23 protein-coding genes and 1 tRNA gene are annotated in these 26,634 nt (G+C 71.2%); 13 read left to right on the top strand and 11 right to left on the bottom strand.

Annotated elements, in window-relative coordinates; translation table 11 throughout:
• Positions 1-300: 300 nt before the first annotated feature.
• Together ACL06G_RS18940 and ACL06G_RS18935 are read left to right on the top strand one after the other, a co-directional pair.
• Positions 301-1,065, top strand: coding sequence for a GAF and ANTAR domain-containing protein (locus tag ACL06G_RS18940; protein WP_412787409.1), 765 nt, complete (start codon positions 301-303; stop codon positions 1,063-1,065).
• A complete protein-coding gene (locus ACL06G_RS18935; RefSeq protein ID WP_412787408.1) occupies positions 1,058-1,834 on the top strand; it encodes a GAF and ANTAR domain-containing protein in 777 nt (258 codons plus the stop codon). The genes ACL06G_RS18940 and ACL06G_RS18935 overlap by 8 nt, the downstream gene beginning before the upstream one ends.
• A gap of 37 nt (positions 1,835-1,871) precedes the next feature.
• On the opposite strand, the gene ACL06G_RS18930 is transcribed toward ACL06G_RS18935, so the two are convergent.
• On the bottom strand, positions 1,872-4,196 hold the full coding sequence (locus ACL06G_RS18930) for a SpoIIE family protein phosphatase (protein ID WP_412836384.1): 2,325 nt from the start codon (positions 4,194-4,196) through the stop codon (positions 1,872-1,874).
• Positions 4,197-4,456: 260 nt separating this feature from the next.
• Between ACL06G_RS18930 and ACL06G_RS18925 the strand changes: the two genes are divergently transcribed.
• Positions 4,457-6,751: a phosphoinositide-specific phospholipase C-related protein gene (locus tag ACL06G_RS18925; RefSeq protein WP_412836383.1), complete on the top strand. Its 2,295-nt coding sequence runs from the start codon at positions 4,457-4,459 to the stop codon at positions 6,749-6,751.
• Between the two features lie 121 nt (positions 6,752-6,872).
• The gene (locus tag ACL06G_RS18920; protein WP_412787405.1) at positions 6,873-7,370 is read left to right on the top strand and encodes a hypothetical protein; all 498 of its coding nucleotides are present in this window, start codon (positions 6,873-6,875) and stop codon (positions 7,368-7,370) included.
• A 74-nt stretch (positions 7,371-7,444) separates the two neighbouring features.
• Here ACL06G_RS18920 and ACL06G_RS18915 read toward each other — a convergent pair whose 3' ends face one another.
• From ACL06G_RS18915 to ACL06G_RS18900, 4 genes are all read right to left on the bottom strand, one after another.
• Positions 7,445-8,236 carry a sulfite exporter TauE/SafE family protein gene (locus ACL06G_RS18915; RefSeq protein ID WP_412787404.1) on the bottom strand — a complete coding sequence of 264 codons (792 nt, stop codon included), beginning with the start codon at positions 8,234-8,236 and terminating at the stop codon, positions 7,445-7,447.
• A gap of 108 nt (positions 8,237-8,344) precedes the next feature.
• Positions 8,345-9,769, bottom strand: a complete 1,425-nt coding sequence (locus tag ACL06G_RS18910; protein WP_412836382.1) for an MBL fold metallo-hydrolase — start codon at positions 9,767-9,769, stop codon at positions 8,345-8,347.
• Positions 9,766-10,086, bottom strand: a complete 321-nt coding sequence (locus ACL06G_RS18905) for a rhodanese-like domain-containing protein (RefSeq protein WP_412787402.1) — start codon at positions 10,084-10,086, stop codon at positions 9,766-9,768. Before ACL06G_RS18905 ends, ACL06G_RS18910 begins: the two co-directional genes overlap by 4 nt.
• A gap of 336 nt (positions 10,087-10,422) precedes the next feature.
• Positions 10,423-10,701, bottom strand: coding sequence for a metal-sensitive transcriptional regulator (locus tag ACL06G_RS18900; RefSeq protein WP_412787401.1), 279 nt, complete (start codon positions 10,699-10,701; stop codon positions 10,423-10,425).
• 82 nt (positions 10,702-10,783) lie between these two features.
• Between ACL06G_RS18900 and ACL06G_RS18895 the strand changes: the two genes are divergently transcribed.
• Complete coding sequence (locus ACL06G_RS18895) at positions 10,784-11,353, top strand: rhodanese-like domain-containing protein (protein ID WP_412787400.1); 570 nt, start codon at positions 10,784-10,786, stop codon at positions 11,351-11,353.
• A gap of 145 nt (positions 11,354-11,498) precedes the next feature.
• Here ACL06G_RS18895 and ACL06G_RS18890 read toward each other — a convergent pair whose 3' ends face one another.
• The gene (locus ACL06G_RS18890; RefSeq protein ID WP_412836381.1) at positions 11,499-12,860 is read right to left on the bottom strand and encodes a glycoside hydrolase family protein; all 1,362 of its coding nucleotides are present in this window, start codon (positions 12,858-12,860) and stop codon (positions 11,499-11,501) included.
• A gap of 196 nt (positions 12,861-13,056) precedes the next feature.
• On the opposite strand from ACL06G_RS18890, the gene ACL06G_RS18885 reads away from it, so the two are divergent.
• The 5 genes from ACL06G_RS18885 to ACL06G_RS18865 all read left to right on the top strand — a co-directional run bounded on the left by ACL06G_RS18885 (position 13,057) and on the right by ACL06G_RS18865 (position 18,715).
• The gene (locus tag ACL06G_RS18885; RefSeq protein WP_412836380.1) at positions 13,057-14,103 is read left to right on the top strand and encodes a LacI family DNA-binding transcriptional regulator; all 1,047 of its coding nucleotides are present in this window, start codon (positions 13,057-13,059) and stop codon (positions 14,101-14,103) included.
• A gap of 14 nt (positions 14,104-14,117) precedes the next feature.
• Positions 14,118-15,494: an ABC transporter substrate-binding protein gene (locus ACL06G_RS18880; RefSeq protein WP_412836379.1), complete on the top strand. Its 1,377-nt coding sequence runs from the start codon at positions 14,118-14,120 to the stop codon at positions 15,492-15,494.
• Positions 15,495-15,563: 69 nt separating this feature from the next.
• Positions 15,564-16,526 (top strand): carbohydrate ABC transporter permease, encoded by a 963-nt coding sequence (locus tag ACL06G_RS18875; protein WP_412836378.1) that lies wholly within the window; start codon positions 15,564-15,566, stop codon positions 16,524-16,526.
• Complete coding sequence (locus ACL06G_RS18870) at positions 16,523-17,401, top strand: carbohydrate ABC transporter permease (RefSeq protein ID WP_412787395.1); 879 nt, start codon at positions 16,523-16,525, stop codon at positions 17,399-17,401. Before ACL06G_RS18875 ends, ACL06G_RS18870 begins: the two co-directional genes overlap by 4 nt.
• A gap of 66 nt (positions 17,402-17,467) precedes the next feature.
• Positions 17,468-18,715: a hypothetical protein gene (locus ACL06G_RS18865; protein ID WP_412836377.1), complete on the top strand. Its 1,248-nt coding sequence runs from the start codon at positions 17,468-17,470 to the stop codon at positions 18,713-18,715.
• Positions 18,716-18,736: 21 nt separating this feature from the next.
• Here ACL06G_RS18865 and ACL06G_RS18860 read toward each other — a convergent pair whose 3' ends face one another.
• The 4 genes from ACL06G_RS18860 to ACL06G_RS18845 all read right to left on the bottom strand — a co-directional run bounded on the left by ACL06G_RS18860 (position 18,737) and on the right by ACL06G_RS18845 (position 21,383).
• Entirely contained in the window at positions 18,737-19,768 is a 1,032-nt protein-coding gene (locus tag ACL06G_RS18860) for a hypothetical protein (protein ID WP_412836376.1), read from the bottom strand.
• 201 nt (positions 19,769-19,969) lie between these two features.
• Positions 19,970-20,057 (bottom strand) — tRNA-Leu (locus tag ACL06G_RS18855).
• Positions 20,058-20,197: 140 nt separating this feature from the next.
• On the bottom strand, positions 20,198-20,698 hold the full coding sequence (locus ACL06G_RS18850; RefSeq protein WP_412786711.1) for a CHRD domain-containing protein: 501 nt from the start codon (positions 20,696-20,698) through the stop codon (positions 20,198-20,200).
• 199 nt (positions 20,699-20,897) lie between these two features.
• Entirely contained in the window at positions 20,898-21,383 is a 486-nt protein-coding gene (locus ACL06G_RS18845) for a phosphatase domain-containing protein (protein WP_412786710.1), read from the bottom strand.
• A 227-nt stretch (positions 21,384-21,610) separates the two neighbouring features.
• On the opposite strand from ACL06G_RS18845, the gene fdhD reads away from it, so the two are divergent.
• A complete protein-coding gene (fdhD, locus tag ACL06G_RS18840; RefSeq protein WP_412836375.1) occupies positions 21,611-22,483 on the top strand; it encodes a formate dehydrogenase accessory sulfurtransferase FdhD in 873 nt (290 codons plus the stop codon).
• Here the strand turns inward: fdhD and ACL06G_RS18835 are convergent.
• Positions 22,465-23,409 carry a sulfotransferase family protein gene (locus tag ACL06G_RS18835; protein WP_412786708.1) on the bottom strand — a complete coding sequence of 315 codons (945 nt, stop codon included), beginning with the start codon at positions 23,407-23,409 and terminating at the stop codon, positions 22,465-22,467. The two genes, fdhD and ACL06G_RS18835, sit on opposite strands and share 19 nt — an antisense overlap.
• A 410-nt stretch (positions 23,410-23,819) precedes the next feature.
• On the opposite strand from ACL06G_RS18835, the gene ACL06G_RS18830 reads away from it, so the two are divergent.
• On the top strand, positions 23,820-25,646 hold the full coding sequence (locus ACL06G_RS18830; protein ID WP_412836374.1) for an AMP-dependent synthetase/ligase: 1,827 nt from the start codon (positions 23,820-23,822) through the stop codon (positions 25,644-25,646).
• Positions 25,647-25,834: 188 nt separating this feature from the next.
• A complete protein-coding gene (locus ACL06G_RS18825) occupies positions 25,835-26,629 on the top strand; it encodes an aldo/keto reductase (RefSeq protein ID WP_412836395.1) in 795 nt (264 codons plus the stop codon).
• Positions 26,630-26,634: the final 5 nt, after the last annotated feature.

Below are 26,634 nucleotides of genomic sequence, written 5' to 3'. Positions count from 1 at the left end.
CGTCTATCGAGGGCGCCCGCCTCGGGCCCCTCCCGTCGGCGCTCCGGCCCTGCGGGGACACACACCTCCCCCTCTCCTCCCTCTCCGGTGCCTCCCCGGCGGACGCACCGTCAGGGACAAGGGTGCTGGTGATGGCAGAATCACCCGAGGGGGTCAACATCTGCTCGCCGTGTGGTCGTTGCCGGTCCGGACCGCAGGGTCGGACCGTTGCGGCGGCGCGGTGCCTCCGGGGGAGAATGAGCGTCCCGGTGGGGTGGTACCCGGATCCCCCGCACTTCGTCGAACGAGAGGGGGAGCCGCGTGACGCACGACGGCGGCGGGCACGGCCGGGGCAGTGCCCCGGGCGACCCTCCCGACGCGCGCCGGCTTGCCGAGACCCTCGCCGAAACCCTGCGCGCGCCCTCGCCCCGGGAGTCACTGCGGAGGCTGTGCGAATCGTGCCTGCGGATCCTCCCGGTGTCCGGGATCTCGCTGTCCGTCTCGGGCAGCGGTGCCGACACCCACACCACGCTCTGCGCGACGGACTCCGTCGCCGCCCGGCTCGCGGAGATCCAGTACACGCTGGGTGAGGGCCCGAGCTGTCAGGCCTGCTCGTGCGTCGCCCCGGTGTTCGTGGCCGACCTCGTGAACGACCCCCCGGCCCGGAGATGGCCCCTGTTCACCGCGGAGGCCTTGCGGTCGGGCGCCCACGCGGTCTTCTCGGTGCCCCTGGGAGGCGGGAGTGCCGGCCTCGGGACACTGGACATGTACCGCAGGCAGCCCGGGCCGCTCAGCGTGCGGGAGGAACGCGTCGCGTTGACCGTGGCCGACGTGGCCACCTTTGCCCTGGTGGCCCTGGACCGCGATGCTTCGGTGACCGAGGAGCACATGGCGTGGCTGGCGGACGCCGAGGCCGGGCACGAGGAAGTGCACCAGGCAACGGGCATGATCATGGTGCGGCTGGGCGTGGACATCGACGAGGCACTCACTCTGCTGCGGGCCCGCGCCTTCGCGGAGGGAAGGACGGCGACAGAATTGGCCCGCGACATCGTCAACCGCAGAACGGACGTCACCGGTAATGACTGAGGAACAGGCACGGGACCGGTCACGGGAGGCGACGATGAGCCGCGAACGGCAGCTGGCGAGAGCATTCGTGGGGCTGGCCGACACCCTGTCCGAGCAGTTCGACCCGCTGCATCTCTTCCACCGCCTGGTCGGGAACTGCGAGGAGCTGCTGGAGGTCGACTCGGCCGCCGTCCTCATGGCCGACGCACGGGGTGTGCTGCGGACCATGGCGGCGTCCCGCGACGAGGCGAACCTGCTGGAACTCCTCCGGCTCCAGGACGGCCACGGTCCCTGCCGGACGTCCTATCTGACCGGGAACCACGTGGACATACCCGACGTCTCGCAGGACGGGGACCGCTGGCCCGTCTTCTCGGACGCCATGCTCGACGCCGGCTATCGAGCGGTGCACACCGTCCCGCTCCGCCTGCGGCACCGCACGCTCGGTGCGGTCGCACTGTTCCACACCCGCAGCGGAAACGTCTCCCCCGATCACAGGGAACTCGCCCAGGCCCTGGCGGACACCGCCGCGCTCGCTCTGCTGCACTGGTCCCAGGAGCCCACGACGCAGGAGGACATCCTCACGCGGGTGCAGAACGCCATCGCCGCAAAGGTCACCCTGGAGACGGCCAAGGGGATGATCGCCGAGTACGCGGGAACCACCATTCCGGAGGCGGCCGCAATTCTCCGCCGCCACGCGGTCCGCACACGGTCCCGGCTGAGCGAGACCGCGCAGGCCCTGACCGCGCGCCGCCTGACCCTCGAGGCGCTGCTGCGGCCTGACGAGACGTGACACGCCGGAGCCTTCGCGGAGGGACCTGCGCCGGTCCTCATTCCCGTTCGAGACTCTGCTCGGTCCAGACGGTCTTCCCTGACGTGTCGTACCGGCTTCCCCATCGGTTGGTGACCTGTGCGACGAGGAACAGGCCCCGGCCACCCTCGTCGGTGCTGCGGGCACGCCGAAGCCGCGGCTGGCTGTCGCTGGTGTCGGTCACCTCGCACACCAGGACGCGGTCCCGGATCAGGCGCAGACCGATCGGGCCGTCCGAGTAGCGCACGGCGTTGGTGACGAGTTCGCTGGCAACCAGCTCGGTGGCGAAGGCCTGGTCCGGCATGCCCCAGCCCTGGAGGGTGTCCATGGCGGCTTCGCGCGCGCGGCCGACCGCGGCGGGGTCGGACGGGAAGCGCCACTGCGCGACGTCGGTGTCGGCGATCGACCGCGTGCGGGCGAGGAGCAGGGTGACGTCGTCCTCGGTGCGCTCCAGACCGGAGCGGATGCGCCGCACACAGTGCTGCCCCGTCTCGTCGAGTCCGCGTCCGGGGCGGTGGACATCGGCAAGGCGCACCGCGAGTTCCCGCTCCGGGTCGCGGTAGGTGTCGCGCAGCGGGTTCAGCAGACCGTCGCTGTAGAGGGCGAGGACGCTGCCGGGCGGCAGCTCGGTCTCCGTCACCTCGAAGGGCATGCCCCCGACGCCCAGAGTGGGACCGGGAATGACGGGGATGACCCTGCTGGTGCCGTCCGGGAGCACGGCCACGGGGGCGGGGTGACCGGCGCTGGCGATCCTGCAACGGCGGGTGACGGGATCGTACACGGCGTACAGGCAGGAGGCGCCGGTGGTGTCGGGATGTTCCGCCTCGAGAGCGATGCGCTGCACGAGGTCGTCGAGGCGGGTCAGCAACTCGTCCGGCCCCAGATCGAGTTCGGCGAGTGTCTGCACGGCCGTGCGCAGCCGCGCCATGGTGGCGCTGGCGCGCAGGCCGTGGCCGATGACATCGCCGACGACGAGTGCGGTGCGGAGCGAGGAGAGCGGGATGACGTCGAACCAGTCGCCGCCGACGCTGGCTTCGCCCTGGGCCGGCAGGTAGATGCCCGCCGTCTCGGCGGCCGAGGTGGTGGCGGACCCCGGAGGCAGCAGGCTGTTCTGCAGCATCACGGCGGTTCGGTGCTCCGCCGTGTAGCGGCGGGCATTGTCGATACCGAGGGCCGCGCGGCCGACGATCTCCTTGAAGAGTTTGGCGTCCTGCCCGTCGAAGGCCTGCTGCTGGCGCGTCCGGTACACCTGGACGTAGCCCAGTACGGAGCCTCGGGCCACGATGGCGGCGCCGATGGAGGCGCGGAGGCCCTCGGGGAGGACTTCGTTGCCGCGGGGGGCTCCGCCGAGGAAGTCGCGGTACTCCCGGGGGTCGTTGGCGACGAGGACTTCTCCCTGCTCGAGTCGGCGGAATCCGGGCTGGTCGGGTACGGGGGGCAGCAGTTGGCCAGGCTGGACCTGGTCGGCGGGCCAGGGGCCGTGGGCGTTCTTGGCGGCGATCCTGCGGTAGTCGCCGCGCAGACCGTGCACGCTGCGTGACGGCTCGCGTCCCCGGAGGGTGGCGTCGGCGATCTCGACGGCCGCGAGGTCTCCGAGAGCGGGCACGAGGACGTCCACCAGGCCCTGAGCGGTGTGTTCCACGTTGAGGCTGCCCATGCTGACGCGGGAGGCCTGGTACAGGATGTCCAGACGGCGTGCCGAGCGATAGCGGTCGGTGACGTCGACGAGTGAGGTGAGGGCACCGCTCACCTGCCCCTTCAGGTCGTGGAGCGGCATGGCCCGCAGGGCGTAGTAGGTGTCGTGCCGGCCGGGCCGGGGTTCCCTGAGAACGTGGGAGGTGATGGGGCGCCCGGTCTCGATCACCTGTTTGAGCAGGTCGGCGCCGGTTCCTTCGCCCTCCTGCAGGGCCATCCGGCAGGCCGGGTCCTCCTCGCCCGGTCGGAGCCTGCGGCCGGACCGCGCGGCCGGGCTGGCTCCGGTGACGCGCAGGTCGGGGCCGAGCAGGGCGACCTGCCAGAAGTCCTGGCCGAGGATCGACCGCCCCATCGAGGTGGTGTCGCTCCAGGCTCCCAGTTCCTCCACGGTCATCCCGAGCGCCAGGACGGCTGAGGTGCCGCTGAGCGGCAGCAGCCGCACCCACAGGTCGACGATGCCGCCGTCCCGGTGCCGCAGCCGCAGCACCCGTCCGCCGGGGGCGCCGCCCTGCGGTTCGGCGTCCTTGGCATAGTGCCGTCCGGAGAGCAGGTTCCGTGCCGGGGTGCCGACCACGTCACGGGCGTCGTGCCCCAGGAGCGCCGCCGCCTCACGGCTCCAGAACGCCACGGTGCCGTCCGCCTCGATCACCGCAGCGACCGGACGGCTGAACGGAACCGGAGCTGTGTCCGGTCCGCGTCGGGGCGTTGGCATGGGCACTCCGGACTCCGACGGGCTGTCACTCCAAGTCTGCCCCTCTTCCGCCGTCCGGGGCAGCCGCTGCGGGGACGGCCACCCGCATGCCACGGCGTGCCTGCGCCATGCGGCCGATCGGCCGACGGGGCGGCACTGCGCCGCGGTGCGGGTGGCGGGCTCCCTGCGGTGGCGAGGTCCGCCTAGGGTCGTGCCCCATGAGTACCCGTGCCGTGGAACCCGAACGGCGGACGGCGTTGCGTGCCGCATCCTCCGTCGTACGAGCGACTCTCTCCCGGCTCGTCCCGCGAAGAGGATGGCAGTCGGCGCGGTGGGTGCCCTTCGCCCGTGCGCTCGCGTACACGGTGGCGATCCTGTGCGTGATGGTCCTGGCCACTGCGGGCACACTGCGCAGCACGGTCCTGGAGCGCGGCTTCTACCAGGGCGTCCTGGACGACGAACGCGCGTACGACCGCCTGTACGACGAGGTGCTCGTCGATCCGGAGGCGCGGCCGGTGACGCAGGGGCTGCTGGCCAGTCTGCCGGTGCCGGAGGCGGTGGTGACGGCGAATCTGAAGATCGTGCTGCCGCCGGTCACGGTGCGGGAGTTGACGGGAGGACAGATCGACAGTGTGCTCGGCTACCTGCGCGGGGAGTCCGACACTCTGTCGGTGTCGGTGGATCTGAAGCCGGTACTGGCGAACGTGGACCAGCTGGCGCAGGTCTACCTGGGCGGCCTGGTTTCCGGGCGCCCGGAGGAGCGCAGCGACGCCGACCTCGCGGCGACGCTGGCGCGGATCGACGCCGCCCTGGACCGGGTGGCCGCGGGCGAGCGGCCTGCGGACCTGCCGCACGTGGAACTGAGCGAACCGGCGGCGCGGAAGGCGACACAGGTATTGCTGTCCGGCGTTCCGGACCGTGAGCGGGCGACACTGCGCCCGCAGGTCTCCAGGGCTCTCGAGGTGGGCGACGTGGCGACCGCGCTCGCCGTCGTCGGACCGCATCTGCCCGGCAGCAGGGTCGAGGACCGCAGCGAGCAGGGGAAGCGGGATCTGGTCCGCCTCACCGAGGGTGGCAGTTGGGACGTGGTCCGCGACCTGCGGGGCGCCGGCGTGGACCTGCGTGCGCTGGACTCGGCACGTGACGCGGTCAGCCTGGCGATGGGGCCGGCGCAGACCCTGTCGGTGCTGCTGGGCGTCCTGTCGGTCGTGTTCCTGTGGCTCTCGGGTCCCCCGGGGAGGACGCGCCGGCTGCGGGCCGTGGGCTGGATCATCGGGGCAGGCGGAGCGCTGTCGGCGCTGCTGTTCGCCGCTCTCGGCTGGTGGGCGGACGAGCTGGTGTGGCGTGCCCCTGCGTCGTGGCCGCCGTCGCTGGCAGCCCTCGTGGAGGATCTGGAGGGCAACGGGCTGCACACCCTCGCCGATGCCGGAGTCGTGGCGGCCGGCACGCCGCTGCTCGTCGGGGCCGTCCTGGCGGGCGGGTGCTCGCTGTGGGCCCGCCGCCGCAACCCGCGGCCGCTGCCGATCCGGCGCCGTACCGCGGTGCTGGTGGGGTCGGCGGTGCTCACCACCTCCGCGGTCGTGCTCGGGGTGGCGCTGGCTCCGGCAGCGGCCCGCGACACCGACCCGGAGTACTGCAACGGCTCGGCGGCACTGTGCGACCTGCGGTACGACCAGGGCGCGTACCTGGCGACGCACAACTCGATGTCCACGACCGCCGACAGGTTCATCAGTCCGCTGCACGACGGGAACATCACCAGCCAGCTCGACAACGGCGCCCGGGCGCTGCTGCTCGACACGCACACCTGGGAGCGGCCGGACGAGATCACGCGGCGCCTGAAGCTGTCGGAGTTCGGGCCCGGAATGCAGCAACGGATCACGGACGCCGTCGGCCGCACGGGCCCGACCCGACCGGGGCTGTGGCTGTGTCACGCGGTCTGCAGGGGCGGGGCCAGCCCGCTCGTCGGCACCCTGCGCACCATCGGCGACTGGATGGCGGAGCATCCGCGCGAGGTGGTGACGCTCATCGTGCAGGACGGCATCACCGGCGAGCAGACGCGTTCCGCTTTCGAGCGGGCGGGGCTGAAGCACCTGCTGTACACCCCGGACGACGATCCCCGGGCTCCGTGGCCGACGCTGGGCGAGATGGTCGAGGCCAACGACCGTCTGGTCGTGTTCGCGGAGCGGGAGGACGGCCCCGCGCGGTGGTACCGGAACTTCTACCGCTACGGCATGGAGACGCCGTACGCGTTCTCCTCCCCGGAGGAGATGAACTGCCTCCCGAATCGCGGCGGGACCGGGAAGCGGCTGTTCCTCATGAACCACTTCGTCACGGACGGCGGCGGGAGCCGCATCGAGGCCGCTCGGGTGAACGCGCGGGACTTCGTGCTCAGGCGGGCGCGGCGCTGCCGGGCGGAACGGGGCCGGCCGGTGAACTTCGTCGCGGTCGACTTCGCGAGTCTGGGGAACGCGAAGGCCGCGGTGGACGCACTCAACGCGGCCCGTGCACGCTGACTCGGGCAGGGCCCGACGGCGCCGGCAGGACACGCCCGGGCCGCCCGCTCCGCCGGGGAAGGGCGGGCACGGCAGGGGCTGGTGGGCGTGCTCGCCCGTGGAGGGGCCATACTGGGGCGCCGTGGAGCAACGTCCTGAAACCCCCAGCCCGGTCGTGCTCGGTGCGGGCACCGACCCGACCCACATCCCGGGCCTCGACCCGGTCGAGTCCGACGAGCCGGAGAAGACCGCGGCGGCACCGGCTGATCCGGTGGCCGACGCGGTGGACGAGGAGGAGAGAAGCGAGGACGGAACGGAGAGCGGCGAGAGCGACGACGCGCCGCCCGAGGGCCCGTCGTTCGAGGTGTCGGACCACCGCGGCTCGATCGCCGCGGACGGGGAAGGCATCGTCTTCCGTCTGGACGAGACCGAGGCCCGCTTCGCGTGGAGCGAGATCGGCAGTGTCGAGATCGGTTCCTCGCGCTTCGGGCGCCGTTTCGAGGTGGCGGTCGGCACGACGGACCACCGCCGGTTCGACGCCGAGGTGCAGGCCGCGTCCCGCACCAGACTGGAGGAGTGGACCACACAGCTCGACGAGGTCCTCGACGCCTGGTTCGAGGACTCCGCAGGCACGGACTGACGCCGCGAACGCAGTGCTGCCGGCCGCGCACGGTGCGCGGCCGGCAGTGCCGTCGCGTCCGGCGCTCCGGACGGTCAGCCGGTCAGTACCGAGGGGGCCCACAGCGCCGTCACGGCGACGGCCGCGGCGACCGCCAGGACGACGTAGGCGAACCAGCGGCGCACCGTCGCGGCGGGGAGTCGCGGTGCCAGGCGCGCGGCCGCCAGTGACACGACGAGCGAGGAAGCGGCGAAGAGCACCAGCACGGAGTAGTCGATGCTGCCCACGGTGCTCGCGTGGGCGGCGAGGCCGGCGACGGCGTTGAGCAGGACGACCGCCAGCGACGTGGCGACGGCCGCCTGGGCGCCCAGGCCGAGCAGCAGACTCAGGGCGGGAACGATGACGAATCCGCCCCCGACGCCGAACAGTCCGGTCAGCACACCCACGCCCGCGCCGGCGAGCAGGCTCTTGGGCAGGCAGCTGCGCCAGTCGACGCCCCCGTCCTTGGTGCGGCACGCGCCGGTGGGTTCGTCACCGCCGCGCAGCATCCGGATCGCCACCACTGTCATCAGGACGGCGAAGGCGAGGAACAGCCAGCGCTGCGGCATGAGTCGGCCGAGGGCGGTGCCCGCGAAGGCGGCGGGGATACCGGCGACGCCGAAGACGAGGGCGATGCGCCACTGCACCGCCCGGCGGCGCTCCCGCGGCAGCACGCCGCCGAGGGCGGAGACGGCGACCACCGCGAGGGAGGTGGGGATGGCGGAGTCGAGCGGCTGCCCGACACCGTAGACGAGGGCGGGTACCGCCAGGATCGAACCACCGGCTCCGAGGAGTCCCAGGGTGAGTCCGATGACGGCTCCGAAGAGCACCGCCAGGATGCTGATCACCTCTTGTCGTTTCGTACGGGCAACGGGGCGGGGCGGCAGGGGTCACCCGCCCACCGGGCGCGGCGTGCGGCAGCGGGGCGGACGGGCGGGTGACCCGGTCGCGGAGCGTCAGACGTCCGCCATGGGCACGCTGGCTCCCTCGGCGGAGGCGAAGAGGTCGTCGACCGCGACCGCGGTGCGGCCCGCCTGCTCCAGCAGGGAGTACGCGGCAGCGGCCCGGTAGCCGCTTCCGCAGTGCACCCAGACGGCTCCCTCGGGGAGCTCCGGGAGACGTTCCTTGAGCTCGTACAGCGGGATGTGCACGGCGTCCTTCACGTGCGCCGACCGGAACTCGTTGTGGGTACGCACGTCCAGCACGACGTCCGGGGCGGGCAGCGTGCCGGGGCGGCCGTCCAGGGCGGCAGCCAGGTCCTCGAAGGTCGCCGTCGGCTCCTCCCGCAACTGGGCGGGCTCGGCCGCGAGTTCGGAGGGCGTTCCGGTGGCGGCCCCGGCCAGGTCGTCGATGCCGATGCGGGCCAGTTCCCGCTGCGCCTCGGCGACCTGCTCGCTCGTCTCGCCGACGAGCGTGATCGGCGCGCCCCATTCGATCATCCAGCCGAGCCAGGTGACCATCGGGCCGTCCAGGCCGAGACTGACGATCCCCGCGAGGTGCGAGGAGGCGTACGCCTTCCGGTGGCGCAGGTCGATGACCCACTCCCCCGCAGCGAGACGGCGGGCCAGTTCCTGCGGCGAGGCCGTGGCGGGCTGCCGCAGGTCGACGGGGGCGGGCCCGTTGGCGTTGCGGACGCCCATGTGGGCGTAGTACGCGGGGTAGGCGTCGAGTCCGGCGAGTGTCTGCTCGACGAACTCGTCCTCCGCGAGGGTGAGCGCCGGGTTGATGCGCCGCTGCTCCCCGATGTCCGCGGTGTCGCCGGCCGCCTGCGTGGCGGAGCAGAAGCTGCCGAACCCGTGGGTGGGCCACACCTGTGCGCCGTCGGGCAGCAGGTCGGCGAGCTTGCGGGCGGAGGTGTACTGGTGGCGGGCGAGTTCGTGGCTGTGCTCCTCGCCGAGGAGGTCGGTGCGGCCGGTGGTGCCCAGCAGCAGGGACCCACCGGTGAACACGCCGACCGGACCATCGTCGCCCTCCAGCACGTAGGAGAGGTGGTGGAAGGTGTGCCCCGGCGTGGCGACGACGCGTACCCGCATGCGGCCGGAGATCTCCAGCACGTCGCCGTCGTGCAGCGGCCGGTGCGGGAACGGTGCCTCGTCGGCCGCGGAGACCCCGTACTCGGCGCCGGTCAGCCGGGAGAGCTCCAGGCCGCCGGAGACGTAGTCGTTGTGCACGTGCGTCTCGAGCACCGCGGCGATACGCACGCCCATGCGGCCTGCCTCGGCGAGCATCCGGTCCACGTCGCGCTGCGGGTCGACGACCACCGCCACGGCGCCGTCCGACGCGAGATAGCTGCGGTCGCCCAGCGAGGACGTCGCCACGGTGGACACCGTGAGTCCACCGGCCGGAGTCCCGGTTCCCCGTTCGGTTGCGGTGCCAGTCACTGCTCTCCTCCTTCGATCTCGCGGCCGGAGTCGATCCACGCCACCGTGCCGCCCGCGACGGAGACGGCGTTCACGCCGGCTGCGGCGAGGGCGCCGACCGCTTCGGCGCTGCGGCGTCCCGAACGGCACACGACGTGTGCACCTTCCTCGGCCGAGGCGGCGGGGGCTGCCAGCAGGTCCTCCAGCGGCACGTTCACCGCACCCGGAACATGGCCCTCTGCGAATTCCTGCGGCGAGCGGACGTCCAGAACCTGAGCACCCGCTCCGCGTGCGGCGTCCAGCTCTTCCACGGTCACCTCGCGCACCGTGTGGCGCATCAGCAAACCTCCTCTACCCCAGGGGGTATTTTTCAGGTTGTGGTGAACGACGGACGCAGCACAGGGACTGCGGCAGCGGCCGCCGACTCCAACTGCTCCGACAATACCCCACGGGGTATTTATTCCACAGCGACCCCCACGAGGACTCCGGGTACCCCCGGAGCGCCGGTGGTACCGCATCGGAGGAGGGAACGGGGCGAGAGGAGAGAGGAAGAGATCAGGGACACCGGCAGCTCGCCGACCTCACGCATCGGCGCCGGACCGGATGCCCGGCCCGGCGCGAGGACGGGAGAAGCGCAGCGGTCGAGACTTCCGCGACTGCGCGGCAGACGCGAGTCAGGCCAGCGAGAGGAAGAGCTTCTCCAGGCGGGCCCGCAGCTGCTCCCGCCCGCCGGTCTCCTGGACCTCCTCGGTGAGGCAGTGCTGCAGTCCGGTGGCGATGATCGCGAAGCCGGCGCGGTCGAGCGCCCGGGAGACAGCGGCCAGCTGCGTCACGACGTCCTCGCAGTCGCGGCCCTCCTCGATCATCTTGATGACCCCGGCCAGCTGGCCCTGGGCCCGTCGAAGCCGGTTCAGTGCCGACTTGAGTTCGTCGGCGGCCATGTCCAGTTGCACAACCACTCCTCTCCGATACCCCTGAGGGTATTGTATCGTCTCTGGGGGAACCGGTCAGACCATCACGAGAGGACATCCGCCGATGCCCGCCCCCAGCACGATTCTCCCAGCCCAGGCAGCCCCGCGGCTCGCCGAGTACACCGTCATCGACGTCCGGACCCCCGGCGAGTACGCCTCCGGCCATGTGCCGGGCGCACTGAACATCCCGCTGGACGAGCTCCCCTCCGCCCTCGCGGCGCTGCGCGACGCCTCCGCCCGCACCGAACTGCTCGTCGTGTGCGCCTCCGGTGCCCGTTCCGGACAGGCCTGCGAGAAGCTCGCGGCGGAGGGAATCGCCGCCACCACGATGGACGGCGGCACCGACGCCTGGTCCAAAGCAGGCCACGACGTGCACCAGCCCGAGGGCGCCCGTGCCACCTGGGGCATGGAGCGCCAGGTGCGCTTCACCGCGGGCTCCGTCGTACTGCTCGGCCTCCTGCTGGGCCTCCTGGTGCACCCCGCGTTCCAGCTGCTCTCGGCCGGCATCGCGGCCGGGCTCGTCTTCTCCGCCGTGACGAACACCTGCGGAATGGCGGTCATGCTGGGCAAGCTCCCCCACAACCGGCCGCGCACCGGCGACCTGCAGGAAACGCTCAAGTCGCTCTCCCGCTGACCACGGGACGCCCTGGGAGGCGTCACGCGGTCATGCCGGCACCGGCGCCCGCACGGCACACCGTCCCGCACGGCGACGGGTCGCGCGGGCGTCACCCGTGCCGGACCGCGGGCGACGCCCGCGGGGACTTCGGGACGATGCCCGGTCAGGGAGCCGGAGTCCTCACGGCGCCGACGTCGTCGCGACGATCGGCCGGCGCGAGCCGGCGCCGGCGCAGCGGGTGCGGCGCGCCGCCGACCGTGAGGTCCGCCTCGTCGCCGGAGGGCTCGTAGGCACAGGTGGCGAGCACGAACACGTCGTCGAGATACACCTCCACGTACTCGCCCACGTGCAGCACCCGCAGCGAGCGGGCCGGTGCCGCGGGCACGGCAGTCCCGGCCAGCGGAGTGCCGTCGGGGTAGGAGACCGTCAGCTCCTCGTTCCGGTACTCCAGCAGCACGGCTCCCTTTCCGTCGCCGGTCCCATCTCCGCGCAGCCGCAGCGAGAAGTCCGCGACCGGACCGTCGAACACCGCGTCGAGGCAGCCGTCCCGCGCGGTGTCGCCCTCGGCGGCCCCCTCGGCACGATCGGCCTGCAGGTGGCGGTCCGAGCCCTCCCACCACAGGAGTTGCGGCGCCGTTCCCGGGGTGTGGTGCAGCACCTTGGGCTGCGCCAGGACACCGCGGCCCAGCGGTCCGGTGTCGGTGAGGCCGTGCCGGCGCTGGAGAGTGTGGAGCAGCAGGCGCCGCCCGTCGTGCGAGGTCAGCCGGGGGGCGTAGATGCCGGCGGGGCCGAGGCGGCCCTGCGGTGCCCACGGGCCCGACAGGTCCGGGGCGTGCCAGGTGTGCACGTCGTGGTCCGGACCGATGCTGCCGATCAACAGCCAGCCGTCGGCGACGCGTTCGAGCACCGGGCACTCGAACTCGTCGATGTCGCCGGGCACGAGCAGCGGCGGGCCGGCCGTCCAGTGGAGCAGGTCGGTGGAGGTGGCCGTGCCCACGCAACCGCTGCGCTCCGCGGGGCCGTCGGCAACCCGTGCGCAGATCACCATCAACCAGCGGTCCTGGGCGTCGTCCCGGACCACGAAGGGGTCGCGCCACGCCATGTCGGGGCCGGTCCGGTACCAGGCGGGATCGGCGGTGACGACGGGGCGGCCGCCGTTGGCGCGACGCCATCCCGTGCCGTCCCGGCGGTCGGAGAACGCCAGGCCGACGGCCTGGCGGGCGCCGCCGTCGTCGCCCTGACTCACGCCGGTGTAGAAGAGTGCCGACCCTTCCGCGGTGGGCACCTGATGCATCGTCCACACGGCGCTGTCGTCGAAGGCGCCCGGCCTGCCTATCCCGAAAGCGGGAGGCAGCGGCGTCCAGTTCACCAGATCGCTGGAGGCGGCGTGCCCGTACGAGGTCTCCAGGACCGAGGCGTCGAACGGGTGCAGCGGGGGCGCCTGGAGGTGCAGCAGGCGCCACTCGCCGTCCACGTGCTGCAGATCGAAGTCGTTCAGGCACAGGCCCGGAGGTGCGTAGCGCACGGCACTCCTCGGTGAGCAAGCGTTTGCATCGGAGGCTCCACCATAGAGCCCGTGCAACCGGGTGCCACAAGCTCAGAAGCAGAAAATCTTGAGTGCAAGGGTTTACTCACGGTGTGGCCGGTGCTTACGCTCCCAGCGTTCGTCACGGCTCGGCGGCGGTGCACTGGTGCCCGCCGTGGAACGGAAGGGTACGACCATGGCCGACATCGGCGACGTCGCACGACGGGCCGGAGTCTCCACGGCCACCGTCTCGCGTGCCCTGCGGGGTGTCGGACGGGTCGCGGAATCGACGCGGGCCAGGGTGAGAGAGGCCGCGCAGGAGCTCGGCTACAGCGTGTCCCCCTCCGCCTCCCGCCTTGCCACCGGCCGGACGGGCACGGTCGCGGTCGTGGTCCCGTTCGTCAGTCGCTGGTCGTACGGCCAGATCATCGAGGGCGCCGAGGCCGTGCTCCGCATGGCCGGGCTCGACATGCTCCTGTACAACCTGGCCGATGCCGAGGGCCGCCGCCGCATGTTCGCCGGCAACCGTCTGCGCGGCCGCGTCGACGCCGTCCTCGTGCTCTACCTGCCCATGACGCAGGAGGAGAAGGAAGCGCTCCGGTCGCTCGACGTGCCCGTAGCCGTCGTGGGCGCCCTGGAACCGGAGTTCTTCGGCGTGCGGATCGACGACGTCGCCGCCGCCCGGACCGCCGTGCGCCACCTCCTGCACCTCGGACACCGCCGCATCGGCCTGATCGGCGGTGTCGGCTACGACCAGGGCATGCCGTTCACCTCCCAGATCGACCGGCGCACCGGCTACCTCGACGCGCTGCGGGAGGCCGGGGTCGAACCCGACCCGGCCACCGAGGCGGTCGCCGACTTCACCGTCGACGGCGGCACCCGCGCCATGACCCGGCTGCTCTCCGGCGACGGCCCGGTACCCACAGCTGTCTTCGCGCACTCCGACGAAATGGCGTACGGCGCCATGCGGGCGCTGCGCCAGGCAGGTCTGGACGTGCCGGGCGATGTCTCCGTCATCGGCTTCGACGGCCACGACATGTCGGAGCTGATGGGCCTGTCCACCGTCGTGCAGCCGCTGTGCGAACTGGGCGCCGTCGCGGGGCAGCAGCTCCTGGCCGCGCTCACCGAGAACGCGGACCGCGCCCCCGCCCACCGTGTGGAGCCCACCGAACTCGTCCTGCGGGGGTCCACCGGACCCCCGCCGGGAAGCGATCGCACCCCGTCCCCGGCCCGTCCCTCCTAGCCAAGGAAGCCGCCATGTCACCAACTGGAGAAACCCGCAGAACCCCGAACCGCACCCCCCGCACCCGGCGCCGCACCACCACCGCGGTCGCCGCCGCCGCGGCCCTCGCACTGACCGCGGGCGCCTGCTCCTCCTCCGGGTCCGAAGCCGGTTCCGCCGGAGACGGCACCGGCAAGGTCACCGTCTGGTTCCACTCGGGCCAGGGCTCGGAACGCGAGACGCTGCAACGGCAGGTCAAGGAGTTCAACGCCTCCCAGAAGGACGTCAAGGTCGAGCTGACGCTGCTGCCGGAGGGGTCGTACAACGACCAGGTGCAGGCGGCGTCGGCGGCGGGCGACCTCCCCGACCTCCTCGACTTCGACGGCCCGTTCCTCTACAACTACGTCTACAAGCAGAAGCTCACACCGCTCGACGACCTCGTGCCCGACGACGTGGAGAAGAACCTCACTGAGGCCTCCAAGGCGCAGGGCACCTACGACGGCAAGCTGTACTCCCTCGCCACGTTCGACTCCGGCATGGGCATCTACGGCAACAAGAAGATGCTCGACGCCGCGGGCGTCGACTACCCCGAGAAGCCGGGCGGCTCCTGGACCGCGGACGAGTTCGCCGCGGCGGTGAAGAAGGTGGCCGCCGAGACCGGCCGGGAGAAGGTCCTCGACCTGGGCCTGGGCAACGGCAAGGGCGAGTGGTTCACCTACGGCTACAGCCCCGTGATCTGGTCCGCGGGCGGCGACCTCATCGACCGCAAGGACTACGCGAGCGCGGACGGCACGCTCAACTCGCCGAAGGTGGTGGACGCCTTCCGCACCGTTCAGGGCTGGAAGAAGAACATCGACCCGGACACCGACGCCTCCGGGTTCGTCGAGGGCCGCACCGCGCTGTCCTGGAACGGCCACTGGCAGTACCCCACCTTCTCCGAGGCCCTCGGCGACGACCTGGTCGTCCTGCCGCTGCCCGACTTCGGCAACGGCACCAAGACCGGTCAGGGTTCGTGGAACTGGGGCATCACCTCCTCCTCGGACAACCAGAAGGCAGCGGCGAAGTTCCTCCTCTACCTGATGCAGGACGAGCAGGTGCTCGCCATGTCCGAGGCCAACGGCGCCCCTCCGGCGACCAGCAGCGCCATGGAGAAGTCGAAGCTGTACGGGCCGGGCAAGCCGCTCGAGCGCTTCGCCGCACAGCTGGACGCCAGCTGCGGCACCGGGCAGCCCACGCCCGACTGCATCGCGGTGCCCCGGCCGCTGACCCCGGCGTACCCGGTCATCACCTCCGCCTTCCAGCAGGCGTGGGAGGACATCTACGACGGCGGTGACCCGAAGGCCGCGCTGGACGACGCCGTCGAGGAGATCGACCAGGACATCGAGGACAACCACGGCTACGAGCAGCCCTGACGCCACGCCCGGGGGCGGGACGATCCGCCGTCCCGCACCCGGGCGCCCGCCCGACCTCGAAGGCACGCCATGACCACCTCCGCCGCACCACCGAAGACGCCGGACCGGTCCCGCACCGGGAAGCGCACCGGCGCATCGTCGGCCACGGACGCCCCGCGCCGCCGGGCCGGCCGGCTGATGGCCGCCCCGGCACTCACCGGCCTCGGCCTGTTCATCGCCGTGCCGTTCGTGCTGGCGGTCTTCTACTCCTTCACCGACCGGAGCCTCGACTCACCGCTGCCCACCGGGTTCGTCGGGCTGCGCAACTACGCCCGTATCCTCACGGACACCGAGTTCCTCCACGGCCTGCTGAACAACACCCTGTTCGCCGGAATCGTGGTGCCGGTGCAGACGTCCCTCGCCCTCGGGCTCGCGCTGCTGCTCAACCGGCCACTCAAGGGCATGTCCTTCTTCCGTTCCGTCGTCTTCCTGCCCGTGGTCTTCCCCATGGCTCTGGTGTCGGTGGTGTGGATGCTCATCTACGCCCCCGGGCCGTCCGGTGTCCTGAACGCGGTACTGCACACAGTCTCCTTCGGGGCCTGGGATCCGACGGACTGGCTGAACGACCCGGCGTGGGCCATGCCCGCGATCATCCTGACCTCGCTGTGGCAGGGCGTCGGCTTCCAGATGGTGATCGTGCTGGCGGGACTGCAGCAGATCCCCGGAGAGCTGTACGAAGCCGCCTCGCTGGACCGTGCGGGCAAGTGGCGGCAGTTCCGCCACGTCACGCTGCCGGGCCTGCGGAACACCCTGGTCTTCGTCGGACTCGTCACCACCGTGCTCGCCTTCCGGCTGTTCGACCAGATCTACATCATGACCTCCGGCGGTCCCGACGACCGCACCACGACGGTGATGTACCAGACGGTCACCACCGCGTTCGAACGCCAGCAGATCGGCGAGGCGAGCGCGATGACCGTGGTCTTCTTCGTGATCGTCCTCGGCCTGGCGCTGCTGCAGCGGCGGGCCGTGCGGAAGGGGAGTGACCCACGATGACCGTGCCCACCACCTCGGCCGGCGCCGCCCGCCGCGCGGCGCGTGCCCGCAGGGCGCGCTCCACCACCGGCCGGTACCTGGCGCTGGTCGCCGTGACGCTGCTCTTCGCCGCACCGCTCGTCTTCATGATCGTGGCGAGCTTCAAACCGGACGGCCGGGTCCTCGCCGACGGCGACTCCTGGCGCGCGCTGTGGCCCACGGACGCCTCGCTGACGAACTACGGCGACGTGTTCGACCGGGTCGACTTCACACGCTTCCTGCTCAACTCCCTGCTCATCACCGGCGCGGTCGTCGCCGGCGGAATCGTGGTGAACTCGCTCGCCGGCTACGCGCTGGCCCGACTCCCCTGGGGCGGACGGCGGGTGGCGCTCACCGTGGTACTGGCCCTGATGATCCTGCCGTTCGAGGCGATCGCGATCCCGCTGTTCGCCATGGTCACCGAATGGGGGTGGCGCGACTCGTACGAGGTGCAGATCGTGCCGTTCGTGGCCAACGCCCTCTCGGTGTACCTCTTCTACACCTTCTTCCTCGACGTACCGACGGAGTTGGAGGAGGCCGCCCGCATCGACGGTGCCGGCCCGTGGCGCACCTTCCTCCAGGTCGTCGTGCCGCTGGCGAAACCCGTCATGGCCACGGTGGCCATCCTGAGCTTCCTCATGCAGTGGGGCTCGTTCCTGTGGCCGGTGATGGTGACCAGCGGTGCCGAGTACCGTCCCCTGTCAGTGGGGATCAGCAGTTTCCAGACCCTCCCACCACTGCAGTGGGGGGACATCATGGCGTTCGGCGTGATGATGGTGGCGCCCGTGCTGCTGGTCTTCCTGGTCTTCCAGCGCTGGTTCATCCGCAGCGTCGCCGCCACGGGCTTGAAGGGGTGAGGCCCGCCCTCCGGGCGAGGCGCAGCCGGTCCCCCGCGCAGCGGACGCCACCGCTACCCTGCTCGGGTGAGTAACGGGGAAAACACAGAAGATGACGGTACGGAACTCCACGCGACGGCGGAGACGCACCCCGGGACCGGCGCCGGACCGGACGGCACCGAAGGCGGGGAAGCGCGGCGGACGGCACGCCGGTTCAGCCGGATGCGGCGGCGTCACTGGGTGATCCTGGCGACGGCAGTGACGGCGCTGATCGGGTCGGGCGTGACCGTTCCCGTCGTGGCATCCGGGGAGCCGGACTGCTGGGAGGTACCCGCCTCGGTCGAGGAGTTGGCGGACGCTCCAGCCGAGGCGACCGAGGCGTTGGACCCGGGTGAAAGCCTCTTCCGGATCGACGAAGCCTCCTCGCTCCTGACCCACGACCACGTTTGCGGCGACGGCGCCCGCGTACTCGGCCGGATGGTGGAGGCCGCGACCGGGGCGGCGGGTAAGGGCGGACCGCACACCATGGCTCAGGCGCGGAGCGCCTACGCGGTGGTCGCGGTCCTGTCCTACCGGGAGATACCCGAGGGACTCGCCCCCGGCGTCGCCCGCATGCTGGCCGAGTATCCCCTGGACGTGACCAGAGGTCTCCTGTGGGAACACCACGGCGAAGAGGCCCCGGCGCTCCCCTCCTCCGCAGCCGCACTCGACCCGAGCGGCTTCACCCGTACCGGCAGGTTTCTGTCGCCGCGCGACAGCTTCGCAGGCTTCGCGTACGACAGCTCCGCCGGCGTCCCCCACCCCAACCTCGAACAGCTGATCGCCGAACTGGCGAAGGACCCGGTGGCGTTCGCCACGCTGTACGACGCCGAGCGCGCCCGTTTCGCCTACTACCTCGAACACCTCACCGACCAGGGTGAAGACCCGAACTACCGACCACAGAAGGATGCCGAGGACAAGCACTCGTCCTGGGTCGAGCGCGACCTGAGGCAAACCGGCGAGAACGTCGCCAACCTGATGCAGAACCGCGCCGACCACGCCAGACGGGGCACGATCAGTGACCTCGAGGCATTCGACGCAGTCGTCCGCCACCGTACCCGTGGCACCTTTCGCCCCGCATCACGTCGGTTGACCTCGGTTCAGCCGATGGGCCGCATCGCCGAACGCCCGGTGACGGGACCGATCCGTGGCCCGCTGATGGACGGAAGGCACCAGCTTTTCACCGTGTTCGACCGGTGGGCAGAACTGCGAGGGGTGCCGAGCGAGCGAGCGAAGGTGATGCGTCAACTGCTGGAGGACGGTTACGTACGCGGGCTGTGGCACACGGGAGTGTGATCCCGCTCGTCGCACGGAGGCTCACCAGTGGAAGCGGAGGCCCGAGCAGTCACGCCGGTGGGTCTCGTTGCGGGCGAAGCGCTTCAGCAGGTTGCGCTGGGCCCGGGGGTCGAGCCCGGGCACCGTTTCCGCGTAGCGCAGGGCGAAGTGGGCGGCCTCTCCCCGGCAACGGGCCGTCGCCGTCATGTCCCGCAGTGTGCCGTCCTGGGTCACCAGGCGGCGGCTCCAGTCCCCGTACCAGGCGAAGAAGGTCATCCCCGCGTCCGTCTCGTCGTACGCGTCGACCGGTGTGTCCACGTCGCAACGGCCGGTGGGGCCGTCTCCGTTCGACCGGACGGAGACGCGCCAGGTCCTGGTACGGGGGAGCTCCGCCTCGGTGAGCCAGCCGCAGGTCGCGCCCGTCACCTCGGACAGCGGCACCGTCCTGGGATGCTCCGGGTCGGGAGGCGAGGAGGGCAGTCGGTCCTCGTCCGGGACCTCGAGCGGTTCGGCACCGCATCCCAGATTCTTCGAGGAGGAGTTGGCGAAGGCCACGGCCGCCTCGTAGGGGGCGCGCCGCGGTTCCTCGAAGTGCACTTCCACGCTCATGGTGAAGTTCACCAGCATCGTTCGGGGCCTTCCGGAGGCGTCGTTGCCGAGTGCCGGGCAGGGGAGTCGGAGAACGACATTGTTCGCCCTGTCGCGGAATCCTGGCAGTCCGTCGGGCAGTGGTGACTGTGCCTCAAATCCCTGGTCCGAGAAAGCAGACATCAGCTCCCGGTCCTGGTCATCCCTCCGCGTGAACGCGTCGGCCTCGAGCAGCCATGCGTGCCCGAGCTCGGTTTCTTCGAGCAGGATCACGCAGCTCATGGATCCGAGCCTCTCGACGTGCCGCGTCCGCTCAGTCGTCACGTGGTGGCCGTCCGGGACGAGTTCCCGAACCGCGTCGGACGGCAGAGCTCCGTCGCAGGGGTCGAGGGTGTTCCACCAGCCCTGGGCGTACGGTACGGCGAACCAGCCTCCCAGCGCCACGCACACCGTTGCCGCCACCGCGGCCTTCACCCAACGACGCATGATCTCCCCCGGTTTTCGTCTGTTCGTCACCGGCCGCATCGGGCCGAGTACGGGCAGACCCTACTCAGGCGGAACTGCGCCCACCAAGGCGGGCCTCGGTGAGGAGCGAGAGAGAAGAAGCGGATGCCGAAGCTGCGGAAGAACTCCGCCCGGAACATCCCAAAAGGAAGCCGTCCACACGGTGGACGGCACAAAGAAGCGTGGTGTCCGAGGGGGGACTTGAACCCCCACGCCCGATAAAGGGCACTAGCACCTCAAGCTAGCGCGTCTGCCATTCCGCCACCCGGACAGGGTGTCTCGCACGGCGGATCGCCGTGCCGACGGAGAACACCTTATCAAGGATCTCCGGTGCTCCTCACCTGGGTAAACCGACGGGGTGGGAGGCCGGTCCGACCGACCTCCCACCCCGTCGCGATCAGCGGCGCGCTGTCAGCGGCGGCTCATGAGCTGGCCGCGGATCGCCCCGTCCGGGTACCTGTCGTTGTGCACGTTGACGTAGAAGAAGTACGGGTCCTTCTTGATGCCCTTCAGCTCCCAGAAGGTCAGCACGCGGTCAGCGTTGCTCGGGTTCTGCCAGCTGCGGGCACGGATGCAGTCCCGGACCCAGCCGTTGCGGGGCGGGGTGTCCAGGGTGACGGCCACCGGTCCCGCCTGGCCTCTCGGGCCGAAGTGGATGTGGGCGGCGGTCGGGGTCTGGATACGGCGGACGCTGAGGCTGTAGCAGAGCGTCTTGTGCTTGATCGTGTAGCGGAAACGCCCGCTGCCGTTGCGGTCACCCGGCCCGGGGACCTCCTGGTCGCCGTTCAGGTAGGCCCAGCCGTGGACGGGGTGCTTGCCACCACCGAGGGAGTCCGCGGTGGCCGGAGTCACGACGGAGGTGAGCAGAGCCGTGGCGCCGAGGGCAGCCGCGGCGAGTCGGAGGATGCGCATGTGAGTGCTCCCGAGTGTGTGCGCGGAGACGTGCTCCGCGTCCTGCGGTGTGTGCGCATCGGTCTTATCGCACCAGACGCGGTCGTACGGGGACATCCACCTCTTGGCGGGATACTGTCGCTCGTTCGGCCCATTCCGATGTGCGGAGCGACGCGTCGACCGGTAGCCGATGGTGCGGCGTCGCGCGCCGCCTGGGGCGTCAGGTGCGACCGCTGTCCTCCTGCGCCTGTTCGAGGTCCTCGGAAGGGGGCATCCAGTCGGCGCGGACGACGCTGAAACCGGCCCGCCGGTAGGCGTCGCAGACGAACGGATCGTCGTCCACGACCACGGCGACCGTGCGGTCGCGTGCGACCCGGCCCAGCAGTCGTGGTTTGGTGACCCGGGCGGGCCGCCGGTCGGTGTCGTCGCGCATCCACAGCTCTCCGGCCGGCAGTCCCTGCGCCGCGAGCCAGTCCTCGGTGTCCCGGCGGCAGCGTTCCGGCCGCCCGGTGACGTAGCCGAGGTCCGCGCGCTCCGCCCACTCCTTCGCGAGCGCGATGCCCGCGTGCAGCGGCAGGTCGTCCACGGCGGAACGGAAGAACGCGTCCCAGTTCTTGGGGACCGACGCGAGGTGGTGCAGGCGGTGCCGCACGTCGGACAGCGTGCCGTCGAGGTCGAAGACCGCGAGCGGGCGGGCAGAGGTCACGCGTCCTCCTTCGGGTGAGTGGGGTCGGAGCCCGACACGCCCGACGGTACCCGCGGCGGGCACCCGCCGTCCTCGTCGGCTTCTTCCGGCCGGCCCGGGTTCCCGGCGGTCCCGTGCCGTGCGCGTGGGGGACGATGGGAGCGCGCACCCGGTTCGGGCCGCCGCGGCGGCCCGAACCGGGTGGGGACGACAACACTGAATCGACGCCACGGACGGGAGTTGCACGCATGGGACGGGTCACCGAACGGCGGCGGATCGTCCGTATCCGGGACGGCGTCGTGTCGGAGCGGCCGGACACGCTCGTGGCCGAGGAGCCGCTGGAGCTCCGGCTGAACGGACGCCGGCTCGCGGTGACGATGCGGACCCCGGGCGACGACTTCGCGCTGGCGACGGGATTCCTGGTCAGCGAGGGCGTGGTGGCCGCCGCCGAGGAGGTGCGGCAGGTCGTGTACTGCGCAGGCGCCACCGAGGACGGCGGCAACACCTACAACGTGGTCGACGTGCGGCTGACGGAAGGTGTCCCGGTCCCGGACATCACGCTGGAGCGCAACGTCTACACCACCTCGTCCTGCGGCGTCTGCGGCAAGGCGAGCCTGGAAGCGGTCCGCACCACCGCCCGCTGGCCGCCGGACGAGGGGTCCGCCTCGCCGTTGACGCTGGCCCCGGAGACCTTGAGCACCCTGCCGGACACGCTGCGCTCCGCCCAGCGGGTGTTCGAGCGCACCGGCGGCCTGCACGCGGCCGCACTGTTCACCCCGGACGGCGACCTGCTGGACGTGCGGGAGGACGTCGGGCGTCACAACGCGGTGGACAAGCTGGTGGGCCGGGCGCTGCGGCAGGGCCTGCTGCCGCTGGCGGAGGCAGTGCTGCTGGTGTCCGGCCGGGCGTCGTTCGAGCTGGTCCAGAAGGCCGTCATGGCCGGGATCCCGGTACTCGCCGCGGTGTCGGCTCCCTCGTCGCTCGCCGTGGAGCTGGCGGAGGAGGCCGGCATGACGCTGGTCGGCTTCCTCCGCGGCAGCTCGATGAACGTCTACACCGGGACGCACCGCGTGGCGGGGGCCGGGGTGCAGGAGCCGCCGGTTCAGCCGTCCGCGCGGTAGCCCCACTTCTCGGCGATGCGCTCCAGCCGGGGCGGGAGCTCGACGCCGCTCTCCGTGCGTGCGGGCTGGATGCGGCCGGAGCGGATGTTGCTGCTCCAGTCGCCGATGTGCGGGCGGAACGTTCCGTGGTCGTGGGTGCCGTAGTCGAGCATGCCGGCTTCCCACTCGACGCCGAGGTGGTCGCAGATGCTGCGGGTGACCTTCTCCGGCTCGGCGGTGAGTTCCTCGTACCGCACGGTGAGTCCGTCCAGCTTCTGCCGGGCCTCCTCCAGCCGCTCGGTGTACCGCGTGACCTCGGTGTGGATCTGCTCCAGGTCGGGGTCCTGCCGGCGGTTCACCAGCGAGGTGACGATCGCCGCAGGGTCGCGCAGCAGGAAGAGGTAGCGGGCGTCGGGCCAGCTCTCGTGGAGGCGGCGCCACACAAAGGTGTTGGCCGGTGTCTTGTCGACGACGACGCTCTTGCCGGTCCGCTCGAGCTCCAGGTGGAGGATCCGGTCCCACAGCAGGTGTTCCAGCTCGCTGCGGTCGAGTTCGAGCTCCCGCATGGCCTTGGGTGTGAAGTCGCGGCTCATCCTCACGTGCACGGTGCGCAGGTGCATCTCGTGCGGGGCACGGATCTGCGTGTGGCTGTTGAGGAGGACGCGCAGCAGCGTCGAGCCGGAACGCACGGGTGACAGCAGGAAGACCGGGGACTCGACGAGCCGGGTGGCGCGGGGCGCCACGTACTCGCCCTTCTTCGGCGCGGGCGCGGAGTCGTCGGCCGCCTTGGCGCCGCCTTCCGCACGGGTGCGCGCGGGAGAACCGTGCGAGGGTACCCGACCGGGGACGGTACCGCCCGTGCGCTGCGGCGGACGCAGCGCTTCTGCGAGCAGCCGTCCCCGGCGGCGCAGTCCCTTGCCGACGTTGTGCTTGCGCGCGTCCCGCATCCGTTGACGCCTCTCTTCGCTGGTGGTGCCTCCGGGACTCCCCCGGTGGCACCGACGTGCCGTGTCTCCGGGCCGGGAATCGTGCCCCGGCCCGTCTCCACTCCAGTTCACCCGGGCGAACGGCCGGTGACGCGAGAGCGTCGGGACGGCGGCGTCCAGTCGTCCGGGCGACGATCCGGGGGCGGTCCGTTCCTCGCGTGTTCCGGTGCCCGGCTGGATCCGGTCACCTGCCGCCCCGGTGCGGCGGAGGTTCGGTGCAGATGTGCGGAGCGATTCGCAACGACCTGGTCCGCGACGTCCGGGTGTGACCACAATTACCCGGCTGCCCGGCAGAGTAACGCCTGTCACACGCCGTTCGAAATCGGATACGGTCGCGTCGCTGTCGCCCTGCCATTGGAGGAGCGGAACCATTGCGCGAGTTCACCGTCCCCGCTGTGGTGACGGAGCCGGAGGTCGGAGGTCTGGCCGACTGCGTCTTCCAGCATGCCGAAACCGATCCGGACCGGGTCGCTCTTGCCCGAAAAGGCGCCGACGGGCAGTGGCGTGATGTCACTGCCGGCGCCTTCCGCGACCAGGTGCTCGCTCTTGCGAAGGGACTCCTCTCGCAGGGTGTCCGCTTCGGCGACCGGGTCGCCATCATGTCACGTACCCGGTACGAGTGGACGCTGTTCGATTTCGCGCTGTGGACGATCGGCGCCCAGCCCGTCCCGATCTATCCCACGTCGTCGGCCGAGCAGGTCTACTGGATGCTGCACGACGCGAACGTCTCCGCAGCGGTCGTGGAGCACGAGGACCACGCGATGACGATCGGGTCGGTCGTCGGACGGCTGCCCGCGCTCAAGCAGTTGTGGCAGATGGACTCGGACGCGGAGGGCGCGCTGACGGCCGCCGGCGCACACATCGACGACGACGTGGTGCTCCGGCACAGGCTGGCGATCACTCCCGACAGCATCGCCACGATCATCTACACGTCCGGCACCACGGGCCGCCCCAAGGGCTGCGTGCTGACCCACGCGAACTTCATGGCCGAGACGGACAACATCGTCGCCAAGTACGAGCCGGTGTTCCACTCCCGTCCCGGCGACGAGGCGTCGACGCTGCTGTTCCTGCCGCTCGCCCACGTCTTCGGGCGGATGGTCGAGGTGGCGACGGTGCGGGGGCGCGTGAAGCTGGGGCACCAGCCGAACCTCAACGCGACGGCGCTGCTGCCTGACCTGAAGGCCTTCCGGCCCACCTTCATCCTCGCCGTCCCCTACATCTTCGAGCGGGTCTTCGGGGCAGCGCGGCGGAAGGCGGAACTCGATGGGAAGGAAGGCCCGTTCGACCGGGCCGTGGAAGTGGCGGTCCGGTACGCGGAGGCCACCGAGCGGCGCGCGTTCGGGAGAGGCCCGGGGCCCGGCGCCTCGCTGCGCCTGCAGCACCAGTTCTTCGACAAGATGGTGTTCAGCAAGCTGCGTGCCGCGCTCGGCGGGCGCTGCGTCCACGCGATGTCGGGCGGCAGCGCAATGGAACGGCGGCTCGGGCTGTTCTTCGACGGTGCGGGCGTGCGCATCTTCGAGGGGTACGGACTCACCGAGACGACGGCGGCTGCGACGGCGAACCCGCCGGAGCAGACCCGCTTCGGCACGGTGGGACGCCCCATCCCCGGCACCACGATCCACGTCGCGCCGGACGGCGAGGTCTGGGTGCACGGCGGTCAGGTGTTCGGCGGATACCTCAACAACCCCCAGGCGACGTCGGGGTCCCTGCACGGCGGCTGGTTCTCCACCGGCGACCTCGGTCACCTCGACGAGGACGGCTACCTGACGATCACCGGGCGCAAGAAGGAGGTGCTGGTCACCTCCGGCGGCAAGACGGTCTCCCCCGTCGCGCTGGAGGACCGCGTGCGGGCGCATCCCCTGGTCGCGCAGTGCATCGTCGTGGGCAACGACCGGCCGTACGTCTCCGCGCTGGTCACGCTCGACCCGGAGGCCGTCGACCACTGGCTCTCCATGCGGCGGAAACCGTCCATGGGCGCCGCGGAGCTGGTGCGCGACCCCGACCTGGAGACGGAGATCCGGCGCGCGGTGGTGTCCGCGAACACGCAGGTTTCCAAGGCGGAGTCCATCCGGACCTTCCGGATACTGGCATCGCAGTTCACCGAGGAGGAGGGACTGATCACTCCGTCCCTCAAACTCAAGCGGAACGCGATCGAGAAGGCCTACGCGGTGGAGATCGAAGCTCTCTACCATGCGTGATGACGGTGGGACCGCGTGCGCCCAGGCACGTCGGGCCGGAACCGGAACCTTCGCACCGCGGCGGGGAATGCGCCGGGTCCGGTGATCGTTGTGTCCGTCGGAACCATCGCCGACCCGACTTGTTAGGACGATACTCGGTGACCACCACCCCCACCGTCCCCACGATCACCCTCAACAACGGCGTCACGATGCCGCAGCTCGGCTTCGGTGTCTGGCAGGTGCCGGACGCCGAGGCCGCCGACGCGGTCGGTGCGGCCCTCGATGCGGGGTACCGCAGCATCGACACCGCGGCGATCTACGAGAACGAGAAGGGCACCGGCCAGGCGCTGGCGTCCTCGGACATCCCGCGGGACGAGCTCTTCGTGACCACCAAGCTGTGGAACAGCGAGCAGGGCTTCGACAGCACGCTCCGCGCCTTCGACGCCTCGCTGGAGCGACTGGGCCTGGAGTACGTCGACCTGTACCTGATCCACTGGCCCGTGCCGGAACAGGACCGCTACGCGGAGACATGGAAGGCTCTGGAGCGCATCCTGGCGGACGGCAGGGCCCGCGCCATCGGCGTGTCCAACTTCCACCCCTCGCACCTGCAGCGCGTGATCGACGAATCCGGCACCGTGCCGGCCCTCAACCAGATCGAGCTGCATCCGCGGCTCCAGCAGCCGGTGCCCCGCGCCTACCACGCCGACCAGGGGATCGCCACCGAGGCGTGGTCGCCGCTCGGCCAGGGCAAGGACCTGCTGCAGGACCCGGTCCTCACCGGCATCGCCGAGAAGCACGGGCGGACCGTCGCCCAGGTCGTGCTGCGCTGGCACCTGCAGATCGGGAACGTCGTGATCCCCAAGTCCGTCACGCCGTCCCGCATCCGCGAGAACATCGACGTCTTCGGATTCGAGCTCGACGCGGCCGACATGGGCGCCGTGGAGGCACTGAACTCGGACAGCCGCCTCGGCCCGGACCCGGACGAAATGAACTGGCTCGGCTGAGCCGA

It is taken from the genome of Streptomyces callyspongiae, from assembly GCF_047200695.1.
Lineage (GTDB): Bacteria > Actinomycetota > Actinomycetes > Streptomycetales > Streptomycetaceae > Streptomyces.
Note: the sequence above shows the minus strand (reverse complement) of the source record. Positions and strands in the feature narration are given on the sequence as shown.